Source organism: Amycolatopsis sp. NPDC004378, from assembly GCF_053602455.1.
In genome coordinates, this window is record NZ_JBSGDR010000004.1 from 254272 (window position 1) to 276760 (window position 22489).

A 22489-nucleotide genomic window follows, 5' to 3' on the forward strand; every position below is an offset into this window, starting at 1 on the left:
GGGTCAGCCCTTGAGGGCGCCCTGCATGATGCCGCCGACGATCTGGCGGCCGAACAGCAGGAACACGAGCAGGACGGGGACGGTGCCGATGGTCGCGGCGGTGAGCACGAGCGTGTAGTCGGTGGTGTAACCACTGGCCAGAGTGGACAGTGCGGTTTGGACGGTCGGGTTCTCCGGCACCAGCACCACCAGCGGCCAGAAGAAGTCGTTCCACGCCTGCATGAACGTGAACAGCCCGAGCACGGCCGCGGCCGGGCGGGCCGCCGGCAGCGCGACGTGCCAGAACAGCCGCAGCGAGCCGCAGCCGTCCATCCGCCCGGCTTCGAGCAGTTCCAGCGGCAGCGCGCGTTCGAAGTACTGGCGCATGAAGAACACGCCGAACGCGGTGACCAGGCCGGGCACGATGACCGCCTGCAGCTGCCCGGCCCAGCCGAAGTCGGCCATCATCATGTACAGCGGGACCACGCCCAGCTCGGTCGGGATCGCCTGGGTGGCGACCACGACCAGCAGCAGCACGGTCCGCCCGCGGAAGCGCAGCTTGGCGAAGGCGAACCCGGCCAGCGTCGAGAACAGCACCACGGACACGGTGATCGTGCCCGCGACGATCAGCGAGTTCCCCAGCGCCAGCGCGAAGTCCGTCTCGTCGAAGACGCGGGCGATGTTCTCGAACAGGTGCCCGCCGGGCACGAGCACCGGCGGCACGCTGCCGACGGCCTCCGTCGTCTGCGAGGAGACGACGAACGACCAGTACACCGGGAACGCCGAGCCGGCCAGGATCGCGATCAGCGCGGCGTAGGTCCACGGGCTCGTGGCCCGCCGGACCAGCCGCCGCGCCCGGCCGGGCGGGCTCGGTGCCGCGGCGGGCGCCGGGGTCAGCACGGTGGTCATGTCGCTCCTCAGTCCGTTTGGATGCGCCGGGTGACCAGGTACGACAGGCCCGCGACGAGCATCGTCGCGACCGCCAGGATCAGCGCGATCGCCGAGCTGTAGCCGAAGTCGTACTTGGTGAAGCCCTGCTCGTAGAGGTAGAGCGCGGCGGTCTGGAACTGCCGGTCCGAACCGCCGGTCGCGGCCGCCGTGCCGGGGTTGAACAGCAGCGGCTCGGCGAGCAGCCGCATGTTCCCGGTCGTCGCGATCACCGTCGAGAAGATGATCTGCGGCCGCAGCAGCGGCACGGTGATCCGCCAGAACTGCTGCCACCCGCGGGCGCCGTCGAGCGTCGCGGCTTCGTACATGCTCGACGGGATCGCCTGCATCGACGCCAGGAAGATCAGCGCGTGGTAGCCGGTCCAGCGCCAGACGACCATCGCCGCGATGGCCGTGTGCGAGCTGGCCGTGCCCGCCTGCCAGTCGACGTGCCCGGCGCCGAACCAGCTCAGCACCCAGTTGACCAGGCCGAAGTCCCGGCCGAACAGCTGCGCGAAGATGATCGTCACCGCCGCCACCGAGGTGATGTTCGGCAGGATCATGCCCATCCGGAACAGCGTCCGGCCGCGCAGGCGCCGGTTGAGCAGGTGCGCGACGCCGAGCGCGAACAGGATCTGCGGGATCGTGGTCAGCAGCCACAGGCTGACCGTGTTCCCCATCGCGTTCCAGAAGTACGGGTCGTGGAACAGCAGCTGCTCGTAGTTGCCGAACCCGATGAACGTCGCGCCCTCGGCGTCGAGCAGGTTCCGCTTCTGCAGCGACACGAACGCCGTGTACAGCAACGGGAACAACCCGAAGACGCCGAAGATTACGAAGTACGGGCTGACGAAGCCGAACGGCGACAGCTTGACGTCCCACTTGTGCCGCCGGTCGGCCCAGGTGAGTGCCATCACTTCAGCTTCGCGACGTCACCGACGAGCTGCTGCCACGCCGCCGCGCCGTCCTGCTTGCCCTGCTCGACGCGCTGCATCGCGTTGCCGAACTCCGTCTGGACGTCGCCCGCCTTCGGGCCCTGGTACTGCGGGTTCAGCTTCTTCGCGGCGTCGGTGAAGAGCTTGCCGACCGGCGCGTTGGTGAAGAACGGGTTGGTGTAGCCGGTGATCTTCGGGTCGTCGTAGAGCGACGGCGTCGACGGGAGCAGGCCCTGGCTGGTGAACACCTTCGCCTGCTGCTCGGGCGCGGTCAGCCAGGCGGCGAGGTCGGCGGCTTCCTTGGTGTGCTTGCCCTGCTTGGGCACGGTCAGGTACGAGCCGCCCCAGTTGCCGCCCCCGCCGGGCACGGTCGCCACGTCCCACTTGCCGGCGGTGTCCGGCGCCTGGTCCTTGATCTTGGTCATCATCCAGGCCGGGCAGGTGACGGTGGCGAACTGGCTCTGGGTGAAGCCGGTGTTCCAGGTCGGCGTGCTGTAGAGCAGGCCGGCGCTCAGGTTCGCCTTGACGGCGTCGACGACCTGGTCCCAGCCCGTGCGCAGCGCCGGGTTGCGGTCGACGACCAGCTGGTCGCTCTGGTCGTAGTACCCGACGGGCGCCTGGCCGAAGATCGCGTTGAGCACGGTCGGGCCGCCGTCCATGAACTTGACGCCGTTCGGCGCCTTGGCCTGGAAGCGCTTGCCGGTTTCGAAGAAGGCCTGCCAGGTGGGCCAGAGCGCGGACACGGCGTCGCGGTCGGCGGGCAGCCCGGCCTGCTGGAACAGGTCCCGGCGGTAGCAGATGGCCAGGCCGCCGACGTCGGTGCCGTAGCCGATCTGCTGCCCGCCCTTGGCCAGCGACGCCGACCACTTCCAGCCCAGCCAGCGGTCCTTGAGCTTGTCGCCGCCGACCGTGGTGAGGTCGACGAACTTGTCCGGGTTCGCCTTGAACTGGGCGACGTACCCGGTGTCGATGGCTTCGATGTCCGCGGCGCCGCCGCCGGTCGCCAGGTGCGCGGCGAGGTTCTTGTGGTGGTCGGAGTAGGACGCGGTCCGCTCGGTGATCTCGATGCCGGGGTGGGCGGCCTGGTACTCCTTGATCAGGTCGGTGTAGCCGAAGTTGCCGAACAGGCCGAGGCTGAGCTTGACCTTCCCGCCACCACCGGCGTCGCTGCTGCCGCAGGCACTCAGGACGGTGACGGCGGCGCAGACGGCCGCCAGGACGAGGCGGCTTGTCGTTTTCGGGCGCATGAGATCTCCGTTGTTCTACGGGCCGGACGGAAAACGCGGGACCTATGAGAGCGCTCCCAGCCGTGGTTCGTCAAGTTACGAACTCATAACGTACGTCGGCATTTACGCAGTCAGAGATCATGTGCTACAGATGTAACCGGTTTCAGTATGAAATCCGAGGCTTCGCCTCGGGTCGGGGGCTCCGTCACCCGAAGCCCCCGGAAAGCACCATCTGGAGGTCGCCATGGTCACCGCCCGCGAAGTCGCGCAGCTCTGCGGGGTCTCGGTCGCGACCGTGTCGCGGGTGTTCAACCGCCCGGCCACGGTCAGCGCGACGACCCGCGAACGCGTCGAGCGCGTCGCCCGGGAGCTCGACTTCTCGCCGAACGAGTCGGCGCGGGCGCTGTCACGGCAGCGCTCGGCGATGGTCGGGCTGGTCTGGGACACCGACCACCGGCGGCCCGGCTGGCGGCACCCGTTCCTGCAGGACCTGTTGCTGGGCCTCAAATCCGCGCTCAGCTCGCACGGCTACCACCTGCTGCTGCTCGCCACGAGCGACGACACCCACGACCGCAACCCGGGTGTGTCACTGGCCGACCCGATCGCGTACGTGAGCATGACCCGGCGCCACCACCTGGCCGGGCTCGTGCTGATCGACAGCGGCACGGACGCCGACGCGTTCACCACGTTCGCCCAGTCCGGGCTGCCGTGCGTCGCGCTGGACGTGGCGCTGTCCGGGCCGCGCGCGACCTACGTGACGTCGGACAACGCCGGCGGTGCGGCGGACGCGGTCCGGCACCTGGCCGCGCTCGGGCACCGGCGGATCGCGACGATCACCGGCCCCCGCGGCAACGCGCCCGCCGCCGCCCGCACCGACGGCTACCTGCGCGGACTGGCCGAAGCCGGCCTGCCGGCGCGCGACGACTTCGTCGTCACCGGGGACTTCTACCGGGAGAGCGGGTTCGTCGGGATGCGGCGGCTGCTGGCCCGCAAGGACCCGCCGACGGCGGTGTTCGCGGCCAGCGACGAGATGGCCGTCGGCGCCCTGCTGGCGGCCCGCGCGGCCGGGTTGCGGGTGCCGGACGACCTGGCCGTGATCGGGTTCGACGACATCGAGGTCGCGTCCCTGGTGGACCCGGCGCTCACGACGGTCGCCCAGGACAAGCCGGGTTTCGGCACGGCCGCGGCGGGCGCGCTGCTGGCGATGATCGAGAACGCGGCACCCCCGGAACCGGTGCGGCTGCCGACGCGCCTGGTGATCCGCGAATCGTGCGGCTCCCGGCAGACCCGCTAGGCCGCGTACTCCTCGTGGATCCCGGCGAGCGTCCGGCGGGCCCGGGCGGCTTCGGGGCCGCCGCGGGCGCGGGTGATCAGCGCCTTCCAGAGGGCCCAGCCGCGGCCACGCGCCCAGGTCGCGTCGTCGACGGCCAGCCGTTCGCGGAACGCGCGACGGCCGCCGGCGGTCAGCAGCGTCCACGCGATCGCCACGTCGCAGGCCGGGTCGCCGACGCCGCACGTCCCGAAGTCGATGACCGCGGTCAGCTTTCCCTTGTCCAGCAGAAGGTTTCCCTCCGCGACGTCGCCGTGGAACCAGCGCTCGACGCCGTCCCAGCGAGCGTCGAGCGCGGCTTCCCAGATCTCGCGCGCCCGCTCGTCACCCTCGAGGGCGCGCCGGGTTTGCTCGTCGTAGGTGCGCAGGTCGCCGCCCCGGAACCAGCTGTGCTTCCCGGGCCGGGGACCGTCGGCGGTGTCGATCGACTGCAGAGCCGTCAAGAACCCGGCCAGGTCGAGCGCGAACCGGACGGGGTCGGCGATGCGGTCCGCGTTCGCGGGCTCGCCCGCGAGCCACGGGTAGACGGACCAGGCGAAGGGGTAGTCCGCGCCCGGCTTGCCTTCCGCCAGCGGGACGGGCACGGGCAACGGCAGCCGGGGCGCGAGCACCGGAAGCCAGCGTTGTTCCTTCTCGACCGCCAGCGCGTACTCGGCCGCGCTCGGCAAGCGCACCGACATCTCGTCGCCGAGGTGGAAGGTGTGGTTGTCCCAGCCCCCGCGTGCCACCGGGCGCACCGCGAGATCCGCCCACCGCGGGAACTGGTCGGCGACAAGGCTCCGGACCTGGTCCGCGTCGACGGTGATGCGCTGGGGCAGCGGGCCGAGGCTCACCGGATCTTCGCGTCCCAGTCGATGTGGTGCGAGTACAGCCAGCCGCGCTCTTCGCCGACGTCGCCGCCCGCGCTCGCCTTCACCAGTTTCTCCACGCGCTCGCGCCGAAGTCCTTCGTACGCCGCGAAAGCCGACGCCGGGTCCGGCCGGTCGCGCAGGCACTGCGCGAGGATCACGCTGTCTTCCAAGGCCATCGACGCGCCCTGGCCCGCGGCCGGGGACGCGGCGTGGGCGGCGTCACCGGCCAGGACCATCTCGGGGGTCGACCAGACGCGCGTCTCGGGGACGTCGTAGGAGTGGCCGCCGAACACCTCGTCGCCCGTCGCCGCGACGATGTCCTTGCAGGGCAACGCTTCGTCGTCGGCGAACGCGGCGTGCGCGAACTCGCGCCAGCCGGCCGGGGTGACCGCGGCGATCTCCTCGCGCGGCCGCTCGGCGTCCGGGATGCGGGCGAACCAGAACGTGGCGCCGTCCGGGTCGGTCGTGAAGCCGAACGCCGCCTTGCTGCCGCGGACCATCCGGTAGATCCCGGGCGCTTCCGGCAGACCGGACGCGCGCGTGTAGCCGTAGACGACGGTCAGCCCGGTGTAGCGCGGGTCGTCCGCCGCCGGGTCGATCAGCCGCCGGACGACCGAGCGCAAGCCGTCGGCCCCGACCAGGACGGCACCGGTTTCGGTGCGGCCGTCGGCGAATTCGGCCGTGATCCCGTCCGGGCCGGGCTTCGCGCCCACCAGCCGTTTGCCGCGTTCGAGCGGGACACCGCGGCGCGCGGCTTCGTCCTGCAGGACGCGGTAGAGCGTCGCGCGGGTGAGCGTGCGCGGCCCGTCGAGGCCTTCGGTGTCGAACTCCCGGCGTCCCACGGTTTCCCCGGCCGGGGTGACGAGCTCGACCCCGTACGCGGCGAAGGACGCGTCGATCACCGGCCGGTCGGCGCCGATCGCGCGCAGGGCGTCCATGCCGTTGTGCATGATCGTGAGGAACGCGCCGATGTCGTCCCCGCCCGCCGGATAGGCCTCGAAGACCACCGGGTCGTGCCCCGCCAGCTTCAGCGCCATCGCCGTGACCGTGCCGGAAATCCCGCCACCCGCGACCAGTACCCGCACTCCGCGCCCCCCTGTGAACTCCGCGTGCCGCCGCTGGCGACCCTACCGCGACGGCGGCACGCGGCGCTCACTTCTCCTTGGCGCCACTGGCGGCGATGTCGCCGTTGAGACCGCGCGGGAAGAAGCCGCCCGAGTTCACCTTGTCCGGGTTGAGGTAGGCGATGTTGAGCACGCGCTCGGCCGAACGCCCGAACGCGACGCCGTTGGCGTCCGCGGGGACGAGGTTCGCCTTGCCGTCCTTGAGCACGCCTTCGTCGTCGTCCGCCTTGCCGTCGAGGCTGTCGCGGGCGTCGGAGATCTTGTTCGTGACGTCGCCCAGGCCGCGTTCGAACAGCTGCGCGCGCACGATGCCCGCGTGGTAGGCCTCGACCGCGAGGATGCCCGCGGCCGCGTCGAGGAACGTCTTGTTGTTCACCAGCGGCGCCGCGCCCTTGTAGGCGGACACGCCGACGTCCTCGAACAGGAACGCGGCGAGCAAGAAGTTGTTCTCGCTCGCGAACGGGTCGAACGTCTGGCCCTGCTTGATCAGCCCCGCGGCCTGCATGGCGGCGGTGAAGCTGTTCTGGAAGTCGATCTCGGGCTGCGCGACGGCCGCTTTGTCGAGCGCCTTGCGCAGGAAGGTCACGTGCGCGACCTCGTCGCCGGCGATCTCCTGGGCGATCTGCTTGACTTGCTCGCTCTTGAACTTCACGGCGTGGCCGCCGGAGACCTTGCCGAGGTTGCCGATGCCGTTGACGTACTTCTCGTTGAGCCCGTAGCCGTAGACAGCGAACGAGTACAGGTTCGCCTCGAGGTACTCGAGGTTGAGCGCGAAGTTCAGCACCGCGGCGTCGCTGGCGGCGGCGTCCGCGGCCTTCTGCTGCGGGTACTGCTGCGTGGCACCGGCCGAGCCGAGACCCAGCGACAGCGCGCCACCGAGCGCGCCGGCGCCCGCGACCCCGAGCCCCGCCGCTCCCGCAGCCTTGAGGAAGCGGCGGCGGTCGGTCGCGTTCTCCGCGCTGCGCTCGATGAGCTGCTGTGTGTAGCGTTTTCCGAACACCGGGGGACGTCCTCTCGTGACGAGTTCGTCCACCTCACCCACCGGTGATACGTACCTGGACGGCCCCCGGCTCGGTCAAATCGGGAAAAAGTTCTTCCCGATTCCGTCTCCGCAGGTCAGGCGCGCTCGGCGGCGGCGAGCCGGACGCACACGGCGAGCGCGCGCACCGCCTCTTCGACGTCGGCGAGCTCCGGGAACGTCGGCGCGATCCGGATGACGGCGTCGGCCGGGTCGTTCCCGTGCGGGTGCGTCGCCCCGGCGGGGGTCAGCGCGACACCGGCCTCCTTCGCCAGCCGCACGACCTCCTTCGCGGTGCCCTCGGGCACGGTCAGCGACACGAAGTACCCGCCGGTCGGCTTGGTCCAGGACGCCAGGTCGGACAGCTCCTCGGTGAGGATGCGGTCGACGGCCGCGAACTTCGGGCCGATGATCTCGGCGTGCTTGCGCATGTGGGCGCGGACGCCGTCCTCGTCCTTGAGGAAGAGGGCGTGGCGCAGCTGGTTGACCTTGTCCGGGCCGATGGTCCGCTTGCCGATCTTGGCGACCCACCAGTCGAGGTTGGCCTCGGAGGCGCCGAAGAAGCCCACGCCTGCGCCGGCGTAGGTGATCTTCGAGGTCGAGCCGAAGACGAACACGCGGTCGGCGTTGCCGGCCTCGGTGGCCAGCGCGAGGACGTCGGCCAGGGCCGGCTCGTCGTCGGTCAGGTGGTGCACGGCGTAGGCGTTGTCCCAGAAGATCCGGAAGTCGGACGCCGCGGTGGTCATGGTCGCGAGCCGCCGCACGACGTCGTCACTGAACGTGACGCCGGTGGGGTTGCTGTACTTCGGCACGCACCAGATGCCCTTGACGGCCGGGTCCTCGGCGACGAGCGTCTCGACGGCGTCCATGTCCGGGCCCTCGGCGGTCATCGCGACCGGAACGAGCTCGATGCCGAAGCGCTCGGTGAGCGCGAAGTGCCGGTCGTAGCCCGGCACGGGCGCGAGGAACTTCACGACCGGCTCGTCGGCCCAGCGGCGCTCGGCGCCGGGCAGCGGGCTCAGCAGCGCCTGGACGACGGCGTCGTGCATCAGCTCCAGGCTGGAGTTGCCGGCGGCGAGCAGCTGCCCGGCCGGGACCTGCAGCGCGCCGGCGAAGATGCGGCGCAGCTCGGGCAGGCCCTTGAGGCCGCCGTAGTTGCGCACGTCGGTGCCGTCCTCGGCCTTGAAGGTGCCGTCGCCCGGGAGGTCGAGCAGGCCGTTGGCCAGGTCGAGCTGCTTCGGGGAAGGCTTGCCGCGGGTGATGTCGAGGGAGAGGCCTCGGTCGACCAGGGCCGCGTAGTCTCGGCGGGCAGTGTCGACGTCGACGGAAGCAGTGGTCATGGCGTCAACGCTAAACCCGGCGTCGATACCATTTCGGGGCGGGTCCTGGCTAGGGTGGTTCGTGTGCACCTCGTAGTCCACGCCGACCAGCGCCAGTTCTCGGTGCGCGACTCGGGTTCCCGCCTGGACGGCAGCGGCTGGACCGCATCGGCGGTCGAACTTCACCGGATCGGGGCAGAGCCGGGCGGCATCGCCATCGCGACGGCACGCTCGGACCTGGTGGAGTCTTCGGTGGAGTTGCTCCCCGGGCCACCGGTGCTGGCACCTGCCGCCGAGCACGTGGTGGAAGCGGATCTTCCCGTGCCGAGCGGGAAACTCGTGATTTCCGGGCCTGCCGACTACCCTTCGCAGGAAAAATTCTTCTCGGTCCTGCCGGGGTTGTACCGGGCCCGGGTTTCGTACGTGCCGGCGGGACCGCCGTCGGTGGACTGGAACGACCACGAGTTCGGGGAGCACTACCGGTACGTCGTGGAGATGTGGCCGTCGACGTCACCGGCGGGGGTCGAGGTGCTGAAGCAGGGCGCAACCGTCTGGGACGGCTAGCGGGAAACTATGCGGCGGCCGCCGGTGGCGCGGTTTGCTCGTTCCTGCGCACGACGACCGAGCCGACGAACACGAGCGCACTCGCGGCGAGCAAGCCGAAACCCCAGCCACGCCGAGTCGACAGCGCGCCGTCGCAAGCGGCTGCGTAACCTTCCGTGGCGTCGTCGGCGGGGAGGTAGCCGAGGCCGCTGTCGGCCCGCATCGCGTTGGCGAGGGCGTTGACGTTCGATTCGTGCGCCGCTTGGCTCATGTCGGTTTTGAAGCCGGTCCCGCAGGACACCGTCTGGCCGCCCGCCGCCGTAGCCTTGACTGTGACGAGCAAGAGGATCAGGCCCCCACGGCGACGGCCAGCGAAGCCCAGACCACAAAGGTACGAGGTTTCATCACACGCTCCGGTCCGTTCAGTGTGCGCGCACAAGAACGTCTGGAGCCCAACCTTTGTTACGGATCAGAGAGCCGTGAGCGTCGCGAGTTTCCAGTGGCCGTCCACTCGCTTGGCCGTCACCGCCAGCTGGGCCACCGACGACGACGGTGCTCCGCCGCCCTGGGCCACCGTTTGCTGGTCGAGGAACAGCAGCAGCGAAGCGTCGTCCCCTCGCAACGACTGCACCCCGACCGCCCGGACCGTGGTGGTGCGGACCAGCTTCTCCGCAGTGGCCCGAGTCCGGGCCGAAGCGAACTGGTCGCGGTACTGGCGCACCGCGTCACCGACCAAGACCTCCGAAGCCGCGCGCTCGGTGCGCGCCAAGTTCGCGTAGTCGTAGGAAAACACCGACTTCACCGCATCACTCACCTCGGACGCCACCGCGGAAGTCCCGGCCGAATCGACCAAAGCCGCGTTCTCACCGGGGGACAGCGAAGCCGCCTCGATGCCGAACCACACCGAGCAGCCCACGGCGAGCACCACGATCGCCAGCAGGACGCGCCTCATGAGCCCGCCGCCTGGACGCCCGAGATCTTCCAGCCCGACGGCGACCGGGTGGCGTCCACGGTCAACCGGTTCAGGCGCGGGGCCGCCGCGCCGCCGCCCGTCGAGACCCGGACGTCCAGCACCGCCAGCAGACGCGCGGTGCCGTCGGAAACCTCCGTCACCGCCGCCTGGACCAGCGTGGCCGACGACACCGTCTTGGACGAGGACGCCCGGTCGATCTGCAGCTGACGATCGCCGGCGAGGTCCTTGCCGTACTGGCCCGTCGTCGCCGCGATCCAGCGGTCCACGTCGGCGGCCGCCGAGCGGTAGTCGATCGTGTTCAGCGTGACCAGCTCAGGGCCCGCCGCCGCCAGGACCGCGTCCCGGTCCCGGCCGCGCGCCGCCGAGTCGTCCGAAGCCGCCCGCCACCACGAAAAGCCCGTGCCCAAGGCGGCCAGCACCGCGAGCACCGCCCCCACGACCAGGAGTTTCACGGCGCGCCCAGCAGCTTGCCCAGCCCGCCCGCCGACGGCCCGGTCAGCAGGCTCAGCATCCCCGGCAACTGCGCCTGCGCAGGCGTGGAAGACGCGCTCTGCGAGGGCGCGGCCGGAATCGCCGGCGGCTTGCCCCCGTACGGCGCGTTCTGCGCCCCGCGCACCCCGGTCGGGCTGCCCGGCGGCTCGGCGCAGTACGCGTTCATGTTCACCGGTGCTTCGGACTCGTCGTTCGCCGGACGCTGCTTCGTCCCTTCGTAGCCCTTCGTGCACGAAGCCGGGTCGAAGAAGTTGAACACGACGCCGAGGTGGCCCGTGCCGTCCGGGGACGTCGACGGTGAGAACGCCGAGATGATCGGGTACGCCACCAGCAGTTCCTCGATCGAGTCCTTGCGGGACGTCGTGATCTGCGCGGTGGTCAGCAGATTGGCGAACAGCACGCCCAGGTCCGTGCCCGAAGCCGCGAGGACGTCGCTGATCTGCCGGCTCAGCCGCGGTGCCTCCGCGATCACGCGCCGCAGGTCGGGGTCGGACGCCTTCAGCTGCCCCGCGATCTTCTTCAGCCCGGACGCGAAGTCGGTGATGTTCGCCGCCTGCCGCTCCTGCGTGTCCAGCACGACGCGGGAGTTGCTCAGCAGGCCCTGCGTCTGCGGCACGTACTGCGCGGCCGTCGCCGTCAGGGATCCCGTGCTGTCGAGCAGCTGCTGCAGTTCCGGGCCCGCCCCGGCGAACGCGTTGTACGTCTCGTCGACGACCGTCCGCAGTGAATCCGGGTGGACGCTCGCGACGAGGTCGTCGAGGTGGCTGAGCACCGTGTCCGGCGACGGCGGCAGCGACGTCTTGTCGCGGGTGATCACCGAGCCGTCCGTCAAGAACGGACCGCCCTCGTGCTGGGGGAGCAGGTCGACGAACTGCTCCCCCACCGCCGACCGGTTCGCCACCTGGGCGTGCGCGTCCGCCGGGATGTCCGGGGCGCCCGCGTCGATGTCGAGCGCGAGGTCGACGCCGTGCTCGGTCAGCGTCATCCCGGTCACCCGGCCGACCGTGACGCCGCGGTAGGCGACTTCGGAGTTGACGAAGATCCCGCCGGAATCGGTCAGCTGCGCGGTGACGACGTAGCCGCGGTTGCCGAAGAGCCGGTCCAGCCCGGCGTAGTGGCCGCCGGCGTAGACGACCGAGACGACCGCGATCACGACGAACGCGAACAGCTGGACGCGGATCTTGCGCGTGGTCACTTGCCACCCCCGGCCAGGCCGAGGAGACCGCCCAGCAGCCCGGTGCCGCCGGTCTGCCCGGGCGACCCGAGGTCCGGCAGCGGCAGCGGAGGCCTGGCCGCGGACGGCTGCCCGCCGATCGAGTCGGGCAGCGCGAACGGCGGCTGCGACGAGTTCGTGAAGTTCTGGATCAGCGTGTCCAGGTCGAGGTTCACGTTCGCTTCGACGTTCGCGTAGTCGCCCTTGATCACGTTGCCCGCGTAGTCCGGGAACGGGTAGGTCAGCAGGATCTGCAGCGCGTTCGGCAGGTTGGCACCGGCCTCGCCGAGCTTGGTCAGCGTCGGCTGCAGGGCCTTGAGGTTCGCGACGAGCTGGTCGCGGCTCTTCGTCACGGTGTCCACCGCGACCCCGGAAAGCGAGTTGAGCGCGTTGAGCATGCCGACGAGCTGGTCACGCTGGTCGGTGACGATCTTCAGGCCCGGCGCGAGGTTGTCGAGCGCGTTGGTCAGGTTCTGCGTCTGGCCCGTCAACGTCTTCGACAGCTTCCCGAGCCCGTCGATCGCGCGGAGGATCTCGGTCCGGTGCCCGTCGAGCTGGGTAGCGAGCTCGTCCACCCGGGACAGCAGCACCCGGATCTCCGGCTCGTTGCCGGACAGCGCGTCGTTGAGTTCGTGGCTGATCTTCTGGATCTGCTCGACGCCGCCGCCGTTGAGCAGCAGGGAAAGCGCGCCGAGCACCTCCTCGACCTCGGGGTTGCGGTTGGTGCGCCCGAGCGGGATCTGCGCGCCGTCACCCAGGTGACCGGTGGCCGGCTCGGCCGTCGGCACGCTCAGTTCGACGAACTTCTCGCCCAGCAGCGAGGACTGCTTCAGCTCGGCGCGGGCGTTGGCGGGCAGCGCGATGTCGCTGTTGACGGTCATCGCCACGAGCGCGGACCGCGTGTCCGGCGTCAGGGTGATCTTGTCGACGCGCCCGACCGCGACGTCGTTGACCTTGACGCTGGACTGCGGAACCAGGTCGAGGACGTCGGTGAACAGCGCGGTGACGTGGTACGGGTGGTCGCCGACGTCGGCGCCGCCGGGCAGCGGCGTGCCGTACAGGCCGTTGAACCCGCCGTCGCTGCAGGCCGCCAGCACGAGCACCCCGGCGAGCACTCCCGCGAGCCGCTTCACTTCGCACCCCCCGAAAGCTGCTCCATCACGTCGACGAGCGGGAGCGGCAACGGCGGGAGCGTCCCGTTCTGCAGCGAGTTGAGCACCTGCGGGATCGTCGGCAGCTTCAGCGCTCCGTCGAGGACCGGCGCGAGCTGCTTGCAGATGTTCCCCAGCGTGTCCGGGACCTGCTTGGGCGTGCCCGCGCTGATCAGCCGGCACACCGTCAGGATCGGCGGGTTGGTGAGCTCGTTGAGGTTGTCTCGGACGGCGATGGTGCCGGACGCGGCGTCGTAGGAGTTGATGAAGTTGGTGGCGCCGGTCGGCGCGATGTCGAGCACCTCGGCCAGCGACGCGCGCTGGTCGACGAGCACCTTCGACAGCGACGCCAGTTTGTCCACATTGGACTCCAGAGCGCCTTTGTTGTCGTTGACGAACTGCTGGACGTCCCCGAGTGCCCCGCCGAGGGACTGCAGGGCCGCGCCGACGTCGGACGAGTCGGCGGCGAGGAACTGGCTGACGTCGGCGACACGGCCGTAGAACTCGTTGAGCTGCTGGTCGCTCTGGGCCAGCGCGCCGGTGAAGGAGTTGAGGTTCTGCACGGTCGAGAACAGGTCGTCCTTCGAGCCGTCCAGCGTCTTGGCCAGGCCGGCGAGCTGCCCGACCGTCGAATTGAGCGAAGAACCGTTGCCCTTCAACGTGTTCGCGGCGGTGTCCAGGACGCTCGACAACGCGCCGTCCTTGTTGGCGCCGTTCGGGCCCAGCGCCGTGGAGAGCTTGTCCAGGCTCGAGTACAGGTCGTCCAGTTCCACCGGCGTCGCCGTGCGGTCGCGCGGCAGGACCGTGCCCGTCGCCAGCGTCGGGCCGCTGTCGTAGGCCGGGGTGAGCTGGACGTACCGGTCGCTGACCAGGCTGGGCGCGACGACGACCGCGCCGACGTTCGCGGGCAGCGGCACGTCGTCGACGCGCATGTCCACGCGCACGGCGTCGCCCTGCGGCGTGACGTCGGTGACCTGCCCGACCGCCACGCCGAGCACCCGCACCGACGAGCCCGCGTAGAGCCCGACGGTCTTGCCGAAGTAGGCCGACAGCTTGGTGCCGGTGGATTCCCGGAACACCAGCCACAACCCGGCGGTGACGACGAGCGCGAGCACACACGCGAACGCCAGCCACGTCACGAGGCTGCGGCCGCGGTAGGTCCGGATGGTCATCGGCCGCCCACCCCCTGGTTCGGCGCCGCGATCGGCGGCGTGCAGCCCTCGGGGTTGATCGAGAGCCCGCCCGCGGTGATCGTCGGCGGCAGCAGCCCGCACAGGTAGCCCTCGAACCAGCGGCCGTTGCCGGTGGCGTTCGCGCCGACGCGGGCGAACGGCGCCATCAGCTGCAGGCTCTTGTCGAGGTTGCCCTGGTTGCGCTGCAGGATGTCGGTCACCTTGCTCAGCTTGTCCAGCGTCGGCTTCAGCTGCGCACGGTTGTCCTGGACGAGCCCGGTGAGCTGCTGCGAGAGCTGCTGGGTGCCGGTGAGCAGCGCGTTGATCGCCTTCTTGCGGTTCTGCAGCTCGCCCAGCAGCAGGTTGCCGTCGCTGATCACGCGCTGCAGCTGGGTGGTGCGGTCCGACAGCGTCTTCGACACCTGGCTCGTGTTCGCCAGCAGGGTGTGCAGGTCGTTGTCGCGGGAGGAGACCGTCTTGGCCAGCGAGGACAGCCCGGTGAGCGTGTCCTTCAGGTACTGCGGGCTGTCCTTGAGGCTGTCGGACAACGCGGTGAAGCTGTCCGCGAGCTGTTTCGTGTCGATGTCGCCGACCGTCGTCGAGAGCTGCTCGAACGCGTCCTGCAGCTGGAACGGCGTGCGCGTGCGGGCCTGCGGGATCGTCGCGTCCGGCTCCTGGGCGCCGCCGCCCTTCGGGTCGAGCGCGAGGTACTTCTCCCCCAGCAGCGTCTTGATCTCGATGGACGCCGTCGTCGCGTCGCCCACCCGGACGTCCTTGACGCGGAAGCGCACCAGCACCTGCTTGCCCTGCAGCTTCACCGACGAGACCGTGCCGACCTTCACGCCGGCGACCTCGACCTCGTTGTCCGGCGCCAGCCCGGCGGACTCGCCGAAGTACGCCGAATACGTCGTGCCGTTGCCGAAGAACGGGAGCTGGTCGGAGAAGTACGTCGTGGCCGTGACGAGCACGATCAGCACGAGCGCGACCGCGCCGACCGCGGCCTGGTTGCGTTCCTTCAGCGGCTTCACGGACCACACCTCTCCGCGCGCTGGGTGCCCGGGATCGGGATGATCGGCAGGGTGATGTCGAGCGAAGAAATGCCGATGGTGCCGGTGATCCCGCACAGGTAGTAGTTGAACCAGCTGCCGTAGCTCAGGGTCCGCGTGAACTTCTCGAGGTTGCCCGGCAGCACCTCGAGCAGGTGGTTGAGCAGCACGCCGGAATCGCCGAGGTTCTGCGAGAGCACGCCGAGCTGCGCGACGTCGTCCTTGAGCGCCGGGCGCGCGTCGGCGAGCAGGCCCGTCGTCGACACGGCGAGGTCGCCGAGCGCGCTGACCGCGTCGCCGATCGGCTTGCGCTGTTCGGCCAGGCCGCTGACGAGCTTCTGCGTCTGCTCGATGAGGTCGCCGAGCTGCGGCCCGTGCTGGTTCACCGTGCCCAGCACGGTGTTGAGGTTCGCGATGACCTGCCCGATCACCTGGTCCTTGCTCGCGATCGCCGTCGTCAGCGACGCGGTGTGCTGCAGCAGGCTGGTGATCGTGCCGCCCTCGCCCTGGAAGACGCTGATGATCTCGGCCGAAAGCTGGTTGACGTCCTTGGGGCTCAGCGCCTTGAACAGCGGCTTGAACCCGTTGAACAGCACGGTGAGGTTCAACGCGGGTTTGGTGCGCTCGGGCGGGATCGTGCCGCCGTCGGCCAGCGTCTTCTCGCCCGGGACGTCGGTGCCGAGCGCGAGGTAGCGCTGGCCGACGAGGTTGCGGTACTTGATCGTCGCGGTCACCGTCTCCGGCAGCCGGTAGGTGTGCTCGACGTCGAACCGCACCTCGGCGAAGTTCTGCTCCCCTTCGACGACGCCGATGGAGTCGACCTGGCCGACCTTGACCCCGGCGATGCGGACGTCGTCGCCTTCCTTGAGCCCGGACGCGTCGGTGAACTTCGCCAGGTACCCCGACGTCACGCCGAAGTTGGTGTTGGCGATGGTGGCCGCGAGGACGCCGGTGAGCAGCACCGTGACGACGGCGAAGACGCCCAGCTTGATCAGCGACGGGAGGAAGCTCCTCACTTGAGCTCCACCTCCGCCCCGCGGTAGAGCGGCCCCACGAGCAGCCCCGCCCAGCCGGGCACGTCCCCCGGCGACGTCCCGAGCGCGGGGGACGCGAGCAGGCCGATCAGGTCGGTTTCGTAGGCCGAGCCGACGATCGAGCCGGGCGACCCGCCGACGGCGCCACCACCGGCGGGCAGCTTCTCGGGCGGGTTCTTCGGCGGCGCGGGCTTGGTCGAGCCGTCCTTGATCGCGCCGTCGGGCGGGTACTGCGGCCAGACGCCCGGCTTCGGGACCTGCGGGTAGCAGCGCGGGCCGCGCTTGTCGTCGTACTTCGGCTCGTCGACGCCGGGCAGGTACTTGCCGCGGCTGGCGGCGAACTCGATGGTGACCCGGCTGACCTCGGGGTGCGCGGTGCCCTTGCCGAACGCCAGCTCGGCCGGCCCGACCTCGCCGGCGAGCTGCTCGAGCAGGCACGGGTACTCGGGCGCGTACTTGGCGAGGACGTCCAGCGTCGGCTGCACCGCCGTGGTGAGCCGGATCAGGTTGTCCTTGTTGACCTGGAGGAAGCTCGTGAGATCCACCGAAGCCGCGGTGACGGTGGCGTAGAGGTCGCTCAGCTGGGCGCGCTGGTCGACGATCGTCCGGCTCGTCGTCGTCAGGTCCGACAGCGCCTGCAGCACGTCGGGCGCGGCCTTGTCGTAGGTGTCCGCGACGTTCGCGAGCCCGGTGATGTCGGCCTTGACGTCCGGCAGCGACGGGTTGAGCTTGCCCAGGTAGTCCGACAGCTGGACGAGCGTCTGGCCGAGCTGCTTGCCGCGGCCCTCGAGCGCGGTCGACACGGCGGTGAGCGTGCTCGACAGCTTCTCCGGCTGGACGGCCTGCAGCAGCGGCATCACGTCGTCGAGGACCTTCTGCAGCTCGATCGCCGCGCTGCTGCGGTCCTGCGGGATGACGTCGCCCGCCTTGATCGGGCCCTGTGCGGTCTCGGGGAGCTGCAGGGCGACGTACCGCTCGCCGAAGAGGGTCTTCGGCAGCAGCCGCGCGGCGACGTTCCTGGGGATGACCTTCGTCTTGTCCGGCTGCAGGGCCAGCTCGAGCTCGGCGTGGTCGCCCTTCGCCGTCACCGAGCGGACCTCGCCGACGAGCACGCCGCGGACCTTGACGTCGCCGCCGGTGCGCAGCTGGCTGCCGACGCGGTCGGTCTCCAGCTTCACGAGCGTCACCGGCGTGAACGCCTTGTTGTAGACGGCGAGCGTGAACGCGATGAACAACGCGGCGACGAGCAGGAACGCCAGCCCCAGCACCTGGTACCGGAGCCGCTGCCACAGCTCGCGCCTCATCCGGAGATCCTCACCGTCGTGTTGGCGCCCCAGATCGCCAGGGACAGGAAGAAGTCCAGCACCGAGATGAGCACGATCGACGTCCGCACCGCGCGGCCCACCGCGACGCCGACCCCGGCCGGGCCGCCACTGGCGTTGAAGCCGTAGTAGCAGTGGGAAAGGATCACGAGCACGCTGAACACGATCACCTTCCCGAACGACCAGAGGACGTCCCCGGGTGGCAGGAACAGCGTGAAGTAGTGGTCGTAGGTGCCCGCGGACTGGCCGTAGAGCCAGATGGTGATCTGCCGTGACGCGAGGTAGCTCGAGAGCAGGCCGACCGCGTACAGCGGGATCACCGCGGCGACGCCGGCGAGCACGCGCGTGGTGACCAGGTACGGCATGCTCGGCACGCCCATGACTTCGAGCGCGTCGATCTCCTCGGAGATCCGCATCGCGCCGAGCTGCGCGGTGAAGCCGCAGCCGACCGTCGCGCTCAGGGCGAGCCCGGCCGAGAGCGGCGCGACCTCGCGGGTGTTGAAGTAGGCGGAGATGAACCCGGTGAGCGCGGCCGTGCCGAGCTGGTTGAGCGCGGAATAGCCCTGGAGGCCGACGATGAGGCCGGTGAACAGGGTCATCCCGATCATCACACCGAGCGTCCCGCCGATGACGGCGAGCCCGCCGGTGCCGAAGCAGACCTCGGTCAGCAGGCGCAGTGTTTCGCGGCCGTAGCGGCGGATCGTGCGCGGCGACCACGCCAGCGCCTTGGCGGCGAACGCGAGCTGCTTGCCGAGGCCTTCCAGGCTCTGGCCGGGACGCGCGATGTACTCGAGCGTCCGGTCGGTGGCGTCGAGCGGTTCCGCCGTCATCACATGGCCTTCGGCGGGACGATCCGCAGGTAGATGGCGGTGAGCACGACGTTGATGAGGAACAGCAGCAGGAACGTGATCACGACGGCCTGGTTGACGGCGTCGCCGACGCCCTTCGGCCCGCCCGCCGGGTTCAGCCCGCGGAACGCCGCGACGACCCCGGCCACGAAGCCGTACAGCAGCGCCTTGATCTCGCTGATCCACAGGTCCGGCACCTGGGCGAGCGCGTTGAAGCTGGCCAGGTACGCGCCGGGCGTGCCGCCCTGCAGGACGACGTTGAAGAAGTAGCCGCCGAGCACGCCGACGACGCTCACCAAGCCGTTCAGCAGCACCGAAACGACCATCGCGGCGAGCACGCGCGGCACGATCAGGCGCTGGATCGGGTTGACGCCCAGCACCTGCATCGCGTCGATCTCTTCGCGGATCTTGCGCGCGCCGATGTCCGCGCAGACCGCGCTCCCGCCGGCGCCCGCGACGAGCAGCGCGGTGATCAGCGGGCTGGCCTGCTGCACGATGGCCAGCGCGCTGGCCGCGCCGGTGAACGACTGCGCGCCGATCTGCGCGGTCAGCGAGCCGAGCTGCAGCGCGATCACCGCGCCGAACGGGATGGCCACCAGCGCGGTCGGCAGGATCGTGACGCTCGCGAAGAACCAGCACTGCTGGATCCACTCGCGGGCCTGGAACGGGCGCTTGAAGATCGCGCGCAGGACCTCCCACGAGAGCGTCGCGAGCCGGCCGACCTGGGTCAGGGCCGCGGTTCCCGGGAGCGTGCCCGTGCTCTCGCTCACCACACCTCCCAGTAGGTCGTCGCTGACCTCCGAGTGTTCTCCATACCCGGTGCCCGATTTTCGTTAGCGGTGTTTACTGATCGTTCTTCAGAAGCTCAGGTTGAGGGCGTGCGACGCCGTGGCGCCGCCGTCCGCGATGAATTCCGCGCCCGTGCAGTACGCGCTTTCGTCGCTGGCCAGGAACAGCACCAGCTTCGCCACGTCTTCGGGCTGCCCGACCCGCCCGAGCGCGACCTTCTTCCCGACGTACGACATGTCGACTTTCTGGCCGCCGGCGGCGGTCTCGACCATCTGCGTGTCGATCGCGCCGGGGTGCACCGAGTTGACCCGGATGTGCTTCTTCCCGAGCTCCATGGCCGCGACCTTGGTCATCCCGCGGATGGCGAACTTGCTCGCGGTGTAGGCGACGAGGTAGGGCATCCCGGCCAGCCCCTCCACAGAGGACACGTTGACGATGGAGCCACCGCCGGCGGCGGTCATCGGTTCAACGACCGAGCGCATCCCGAGAAACGCCCCGATCTGGTTCACCCGGATCACGCGTTCGTAGTCGGCCAGCTTCGTCTTGCCCAGTTCCGAGAAATGCAGGATGCCCGCGTTGTTGACCAGCACGTTCGGGGCGCCGAACTCGGTGGTCACCCGGTCGACCGCGGCCGCCCAGCCGTCCTCGTCGCCGACGTCGAGGTGCTGGTAGACGGCCTGCTCCCCGAGCTCGGCGGCGAGCTGCTTGCCCTCGTCGTCGAGGATGTCGGCGATCAGCACCTCGGCACCCTCGGCGACGAACGCGCGGGCGGCGGCCGCGCCCTGGCCGCGCGCCGCGCCGGTGATCAGGGCGATCTTCCCGTCCAGCCTCATGACTCTCCCAGGATCTCGGTGGCGGCGAACATCCGGCCGGGGTCGCGGTCGGCGAAGAAGGCGCTGACCGACGTCTCGAGCTCGCCGAGGGACCAGCGCTGCTCGATCCTCGGCGCCGCGACCAGGGACACCGTGCCGCCGTGGACGATGAACACCTGCCCGTTGACGTGCTCGGCCGCGGGCGAAGCGAGGTAGGCGACGAAGGGGGCGACGTGCTCGACCGAGAGCGGGTCGGCACCCTCGGCGGGAGGAGCCCCGAACACGCCCTCGGTCATCGCCGTCCGCGCGCGCGGGCAGATCGCGTTGGCGCGGACGCCGTACTTGGCCAGGCCGCGGGCGGCCGACATGGTGAGCGCGGTGATGCCCGCCTTCGCCGCGGCGTAGTTGGGCTGGCCGGGCGAGCCGATGAGGAAGGCTTCGGACGCGGTGTTGACCAGGCGCCCGTACACCGGCTTACCGTCCTCTTTGGACTTGTCACGCCAGTGCTTCGCGGCGTTGCGGGACAACAGGAAGTGCCCGCGCAGGTGGACGCGCAGCACGGTGTCCCAGTCGTCGTCGGACATCGAGAAGAGCATCTTGTCGCGCAGCACGCCCGCGTTGTTCACGACGACGTCGAGCCCGCCGAGGTCGAGGGCGGCGGCGACGAGCGCGTCCGCGGTGGCCCGCTCGCCGATGTCACCGGCGACCGCCACGGCCTTGCCGCCCGCCGCTTCGATCTCGTCGACGACGTCCTTCGCCTCGGTGATGTCGTTGACCACGACCGTCGCGCCCCGCGCGGCGAGCGCGAGCGCTTCGGCCCGTCCCAGCCCCGCGGCCGCTCCGGTTACGATCGCTGTCCTACCGGTCAGGCTCACGCACGGCCTCCTCGTCGAGTCCTGTGATCGGGCCTACATTAGAATCTGTTCTCGTCGAGGGCAACCCCCTGAGTGAACACCGCTAACCAGCGATGAACAGGGCGTTCTTCGGGCAACTTTTCACCGCATCTGTAACATGTTCTATCTGGTTGTCCGGAACCGGTCCCGGCTGGATGACGAGTTCTTCGTCATCGTCCAGGTCGAAGACCTCCGGCGCGAACCCCACGCACACCGCGTTCGCCTCGCAGAGCGAACGATCGACGCCGATCTCCATACTTCCTCCGCCGCGTGAGTCCTGGTACAACTAGAACAGGTTCTACTATAACGCCGGATCGAGGTGACGGGTGCGGATCGACTACACGCCGGAGCAGCGCGCACTGGCCGAGGAGCTGCGGGCGTACTTCGCCGAGCTGATGACGCCCGAGCGGCGGGACAGCCTCCGCGCGGGCGGCGGCGAGTACGGCGACGGCTTGGCGTACAAGGAAATCGTCCGGCAGCTGGGCAAGGACGGCTGGCTCGCGCTCGGCTGGCCGAAGGAGTACGGCGGCCAGGGCCGGCCGATGCTCGACCAGCTCATCTTCACCGACGAAGCGGCCGTCGCCGGCGTGCCGGTCCCCTTCCTCACGGTGAACACCGTCGGGCCGACGATCATGCGCTACGGCACCGACGAGCAGAAGGCGTTCTACCTGCCGAAGATCGCCGCCGGCGAGCTGCACTTCTCGATCGGCTACTCCGAACCGGAGGCCGGCACCGACCTCGCGTCGCTGCGCACGCGCGCGGTCCGCGACGGCGACGAATACGTCGTCACCGGGCAGAAGATGTGGACGAGCCTGATCGAGTACGCCGACTACGTCTGGCTCGCCGTCCGGACCGACCCGGACGCGAAGAAGCACCGCGGCCTGTCGATGCTGATCGTGCCGACGTCGTCTCCCGGGTTTTCGTGGACGAAGGTGCACACGGTCGCGGGCGCCGGCACGAGCGCGACGTACTACGACGAGGTGCGCGTGCCGGTGTCGGCGCGCGTCGCGGAGGAGAACGCGGGCTGGCCGCTGATCACCAACCAGCTCAACCACGAGCGCGTCGCGCTGACGTCGGCGGCGCCGGTCCGCAAGGCCCTCGCCGACGTGCTGGCGTGGGCGAAGGAAACCGGCGCCATCGACCAGGAATGGGTGCGGCTGCACCTCGCGCGGGTGCACGCCGGCGCGGAGTACCTGAAGCTGCGGAACTGGCGGATCGCCTGGGCGGCCGCGGCGAGCGAGCTCGGCCCGGCCGAGGCGTCGGCGACCAAGGTGTACGGCACGGAGTTCGCGATCGAGGCCTACCGGCTGCTGATGGAGGTGCTGGGCGCGGCCGCCGTCGTCCGCGACGGCTCGCCCGGCGCGCTGCTGGCCGGGCGGATCGAGCGGTTGCACCGCTCGGCGCTGATCCTCACCTTCGGCGGCGGCACCAACGAAATCCAGCGGGACATGATCGCCGCCACCGCCCTCGGCCTGCCCGTCACGCGCTAGGAGCG

24 protein-coding genes are annotated in these 22489 nt (G+C 70.2%); 3 read left to right on the forward strand and 21 right to left on the reverse strand.

From position 1 onward, the window contains the following. Window positions 1-3: 3 nt before the first annotated feature. The 3 genes from ACWEN0_RS16145 to ACWEN0_RS16155 are packed head-to-tail and all read right to left on the reverse strand — an operon-like array spanning window position 4 to window position 3085. The gene (locus ACWEN0_RS16145; protein ID WP_451973749.1) at window positions 4-888 is read right to left on the reverse strand and encodes a carbohydrate ABC transporter permease; all 885 of its coding nucleotides are present in this window, start codon (window positions 886-888) and stop codon (window positions 4-6) included. 8 nt (window positions 889-896) lie between these two features. Next, window positions 897-1817 carry a carbohydrate ABC transporter permease gene (locus ACWEN0_RS16150; RefSeq protein ID WP_451973751.1) on the reverse strand — a complete coding sequence of 307 codons (921 nt, stop codon included), beginning with the start codon at window positions 1815-1817 and terminating at the stop codon, window positions 897-899. Then, window positions 1817-3085, reverse strand: coding sequence for an ABC transporter substrate-binding protein (locus ACWEN0_RS16155; RefSeq protein WP_451973753.1), 1269 nt, complete (start codon window positions 3083-3085; stop codon window positions 1817-1819). Before ACWEN0_RS16155 ends, ACWEN0_RS16150 begins: the two co-directional genes overlap by 1 nt. Before the next feature lie 223 nt (window positions 3086-3308). On the opposite strand from ACWEN0_RS16155, the gene ACWEN0_RS16160 reads away from it, so the two are divergent. Then, window positions 3309-4358, forward strand: a complete 1050-nt coding sequence (locus tag ACWEN0_RS16160; protein ID WP_451973755.1) for a LacI family DNA-binding transcriptional regulator — start codon at window positions 3309-3311, stop codon at window positions 4356-4358. On the opposite strand, the gene ACWEN0_RS16165 is transcribed toward ACWEN0_RS16160, so the two are convergent. The 4 genes from ACWEN0_RS16165 to ACWEN0_RS16180 all read right to left on the reverse strand — a co-directional run bounded on the left by ACWEN0_RS16165 (window position 4355) and on the right by ACWEN0_RS16180 (window position 8727). Next, window positions 4355-5227, reverse strand: coding sequence for an aminoglycoside phosphotransferase family protein (locus ACWEN0_RS16165; protein ID WP_451973757.1), 873 nt, complete (start codon window positions 5225-5227; stop codon window positions 4355-4357). The two genes, ACWEN0_RS16160 and ACWEN0_RS16165, sit on opposite strands and share 4 nt — an antisense overlap. Continuing rightward, window positions 5224-6330, reverse strand: coding sequence for an FAD-dependent oxidoreductase (locus tag ACWEN0_RS16170; RefSeq protein WP_451973759.1), 1107 nt, complete (start codon window positions 6328-6330; stop codon window positions 5224-5226). The genes ACWEN0_RS16165 and ACWEN0_RS16170 overlap by 4 nt, the downstream gene beginning before the upstream one ends. A gap of 67 nt (window positions 6331-6397) precedes the next feature. Continuing rightward, complete coding sequence (locus ACWEN0_RS16175; RefSeq protein WP_451973761.1) at window positions 6398-7369, reverse strand: ferritin-like domain-containing protein; 972 nt, start codon at window positions 7367-7369, stop codon at window positions 6398-6400. Between the two features lie 116 nt (window positions 7370-7485). Beyond that, window positions 7486-8727, reverse strand: a complete 1242-nt coding sequence (locus tag ACWEN0_RS16180) for an aminotransferase class I/II-fold pyridoxal phosphate-dependent enzyme (protein WP_451973763.1) — start codon at window positions 8725-8727, stop codon at window positions 7486-7488. 63 nt (window positions 8728-8790) lie between these two features. Between ACWEN0_RS16180 and ACWEN0_RS16185 the strand changes: the two genes are divergently transcribed. Next, window positions 8791-9270, forward strand: coding sequence for a hypothetical protein (locus tag ACWEN0_RS16185; protein WP_451973765.1), 480 nt, complete (start codon window positions 8791-8793; stop codon window positions 9268-9270). Window positions 9271-9277: 7 nt separating this feature from the next. Here the strand turns inward: ACWEN0_RS16185 and ACWEN0_RS16190 are convergent, their stop codons facing one another. From ACWEN0_RS16190 to ACWEN0_RS16255, 14 genes are all read right to left on the reverse strand, one after another. Continuing rightward, window positions 9278-9592: a hypothetical protein gene (locus tag ACWEN0_RS16190; protein ID WP_451973767.1), complete on the reverse strand. Its 315-nt coding sequence runs from the start codon at window positions 9590-9592 to the stop codon at window positions 9278-9280. 126 nt (window positions 9593-9718) lie between these two features. After that, entirely contained in the window at window positions 9719-10201 is a 483-nt protein-coding gene (locus ACWEN0_RS16195; protein WP_451973769.1) for a hypothetical protein, read from the reverse strand. Next, window positions 10198-10674 carry a hypothetical protein gene (locus ACWEN0_RS16200; protein WP_451973771.1) on the reverse strand — a complete coding sequence of 159 codons (477 nt, stop codon included), beginning with the start codon at window positions 10672-10674 and terminating at the stop codon, window positions 10198-10200. The genes ACWEN0_RS16195 and ACWEN0_RS16200 overlap by 4 nt, the downstream gene beginning before the upstream one ends. Further along, complete coding sequence (locus tag ACWEN0_RS16205) at window positions 10671-11909, reverse strand: MCE family protein (RefSeq protein WP_451973773.1); 1239 nt, start codon at window positions 11907-11909, stop codon at window positions 10671-10673. Before ACWEN0_RS16205 ends, ACWEN0_RS16200 begins: the two co-directional genes overlap by 4 nt. Next, window positions 11906-13060, reverse strand: a complete 1155-nt coding sequence (locus tag ACWEN0_RS16210) for an MCE family protein (protein WP_451973775.1) — start codon at window positions 13058-13060, stop codon at window positions 11906-11908. The genes ACWEN0_RS16205 and ACWEN0_RS16210 overlap by 4 nt, the downstream gene beginning before the upstream one ends. Beyond that, the gene (locus ACWEN0_RS16215) at window positions 13057-14250 is read right to left on the reverse strand and encodes an MCE family protein (protein ID WP_451973777.1); all 1194 of its coding nucleotides are present in this window, start codon (window positions 14248-14250) and stop codon (window positions 13057-13059) included. Before ACWEN0_RS16215 ends, ACWEN0_RS16210 begins: the two co-directional genes overlap by 4 nt. Then, complete coding sequence (locus ACWEN0_RS16220; RefSeq protein WP_451973779.1) at window positions 14247-15278, reverse strand: MlaD family protein; 1032 nt, start codon at window positions 15276-15278, stop codon at window positions 14247-14249. The genes ACWEN0_RS16215 and ACWEN0_RS16220 overlap by 4 nt, the downstream gene beginning before the upstream one ends. Further along, window positions 15275-16312, reverse strand: coding sequence for an MCE family protein (locus tag ACWEN0_RS16225; RefSeq protein WP_451973781.1), 1038 nt, complete (start codon window positions 16310-16312; stop codon window positions 15275-15277). Before ACWEN0_RS16225 ends, ACWEN0_RS16220 begins: the two co-directional genes overlap by 4 nt. Next, complete coding sequence (locus tag ACWEN0_RS16230) at window positions 16309-17634, reverse strand: MCE family protein (protein WP_451973783.1); 1326 nt, start codon at window positions 17632-17634, stop codon at window positions 16309-16311. The genes ACWEN0_RS16225 and ACWEN0_RS16230 overlap by 4 nt, the downstream gene beginning before the upstream one ends. Beyond that, window positions 17631-18482, reverse strand: coding sequence for an MlaE family ABC transporter permease (locus ACWEN0_RS16235; RefSeq protein WP_451973785.1), 852 nt, complete (start codon window positions 18480-18482; stop codon window positions 17631-17633). Before ACWEN0_RS16235 ends, ACWEN0_RS16230 begins: the two co-directional genes overlap by 4 nt. After that, window positions 18482-19270: an MlaE family ABC transporter permease gene (locus ACWEN0_RS16240; RefSeq protein WP_451973787.1), complete on the reverse strand. Its 789-nt coding sequence runs from the start codon at window positions 19268-19270 to the stop codon at window positions 18482-18484. The genes ACWEN0_RS16235 and ACWEN0_RS16240 overlap by 1 nt, the downstream gene beginning before the upstream one ends. 87 nt (window positions 19271-19357) lie before the next feature. Beyond that, entirely contained in the window at window positions 19358-20122 is a 765-nt protein-coding gene (locus ACWEN0_RS16245) for a glucose 1-dehydrogenase (RefSeq protein WP_451973789.1), read from the reverse strand. Beyond that, on the reverse strand, window positions 20119-20976 hold the full coding sequence (locus ACWEN0_RS16250; protein WP_451973791.1) for a 3-oxoacyl-ACP reductase: 858 nt from the start codon (window positions 20974-20976) through the stop codon (window positions 20119-20121). The genes ACWEN0_RS16245 and ACWEN0_RS16250 overlap by 4 nt, the downstream gene beginning before the upstream one ends. Window positions 20977-21058: 82 nt before the next feature. Further along, complete coding sequence (locus ACWEN0_RS16255; RefSeq protein ID WP_451973793.1) at window positions 21059-21250, reverse strand: ferredoxin; 192 nt, start codon at window positions 21248-21250, stop codon at window positions 21059-21061. 70 nt (window positions 21251-21320) lie between these two features. Between ACWEN0_RS16255 and ACWEN0_RS16260 the strand changes: the two genes are divergently transcribed. After that, the gene (locus ACWEN0_RS16260) at window positions 21321-22484 is read left to right on the forward strand and encodes an acyl-CoA dehydrogenase family protein (protein WP_451973795.1); all 1164 of its coding nucleotides are present in this window, start codon (window positions 21321-21323) and stop codon (window positions 22482-22484) included. Window positions 22485-22489: the final 5 nt, after the last annotated feature.

Bases quoted from the DNA above. Each gene is read 5' to 3' on its own strand.
- ACWEN0_RS16145 (WP_451973749.1), bottom strand. From the start codon at position 888: ATGACCACCGTGCTGACCCCGGCGCCCGCCGCGGCACCGAGCCCGCCC.
- ACWEN0_RS16150 (WP_451973751.1), bottom strand. From the start codon at position 1,817: ATGGCACTCACCTGGGCCGACCGGCGGCACAAGTGGGACGTCAAGCTG.
- ACWEN0_RS16155 (WP_451973753.1), bottom strand. From the start codon at position 3,085: ATGCGCCCGAAAACGACAAGCCGCCTCGTCCTGGCGGCCGTCTGCGCC.
- ACWEN0_RS16160 (WP_451973755.1), top strand. From the start codon at position 3,309: ATGGTCACCGCCCGCGAAGTCGCGCAGCTCTGCGGGGTCTCGGTCGCG.
- ACWEN0_RS16180 (WP_451973763.1), bottom strand. From the start codon at position 8,727: ATGACCACTGCTTCCGTCGACGTCGACACTGCCCGCCGAGACTACGCG.
- ACWEN0_RS16195 (WP_451973769.1), bottom strand. From the start codon at position 10,201: ATGAGGCGCGTCCTGCTGGCGATCGTGGTGCTCGCCGTGGGCTGCTCG.
- ACWEN0_RS16215 (WP_451973777.1), bottom strand. From the start codon at position 14,250: ATGACCATCCGGACCTACCGCGGCCGCAGCCTCGTGACGTGGCTGGCG.
- ACWEN0_RS16230 (WP_451973783.1), bottom strand. From the start codon at position 17,634: ATGAGGCGCGAGCTGTGGCAGCGGCTCCGGTACCAGGTGCTGGGGCTG.
- ACWEN0_RS16235 (WP_451973785.1), bottom strand. From the start codon at position 18,482: ATGACGGCGGAACCGCTCGACGCCACCGACCGGACGCTCGAGTACATC.
- ACWEN0_RS16245 (WP_451973789.1), bottom strand. From the start codon at position 20,122: ATGAGGCTGGACGGGAAGATCGCCCTGATCACCGGCGCGGCGCGCGGC.
- ACWEN0_RS16255 (WP_451973793.1), bottom strand. From the start codon at position 21,250: ATGGAGATCGGCGTCGATCGTTCGCTCTGCGAGGCGAACGCGGTGTGC.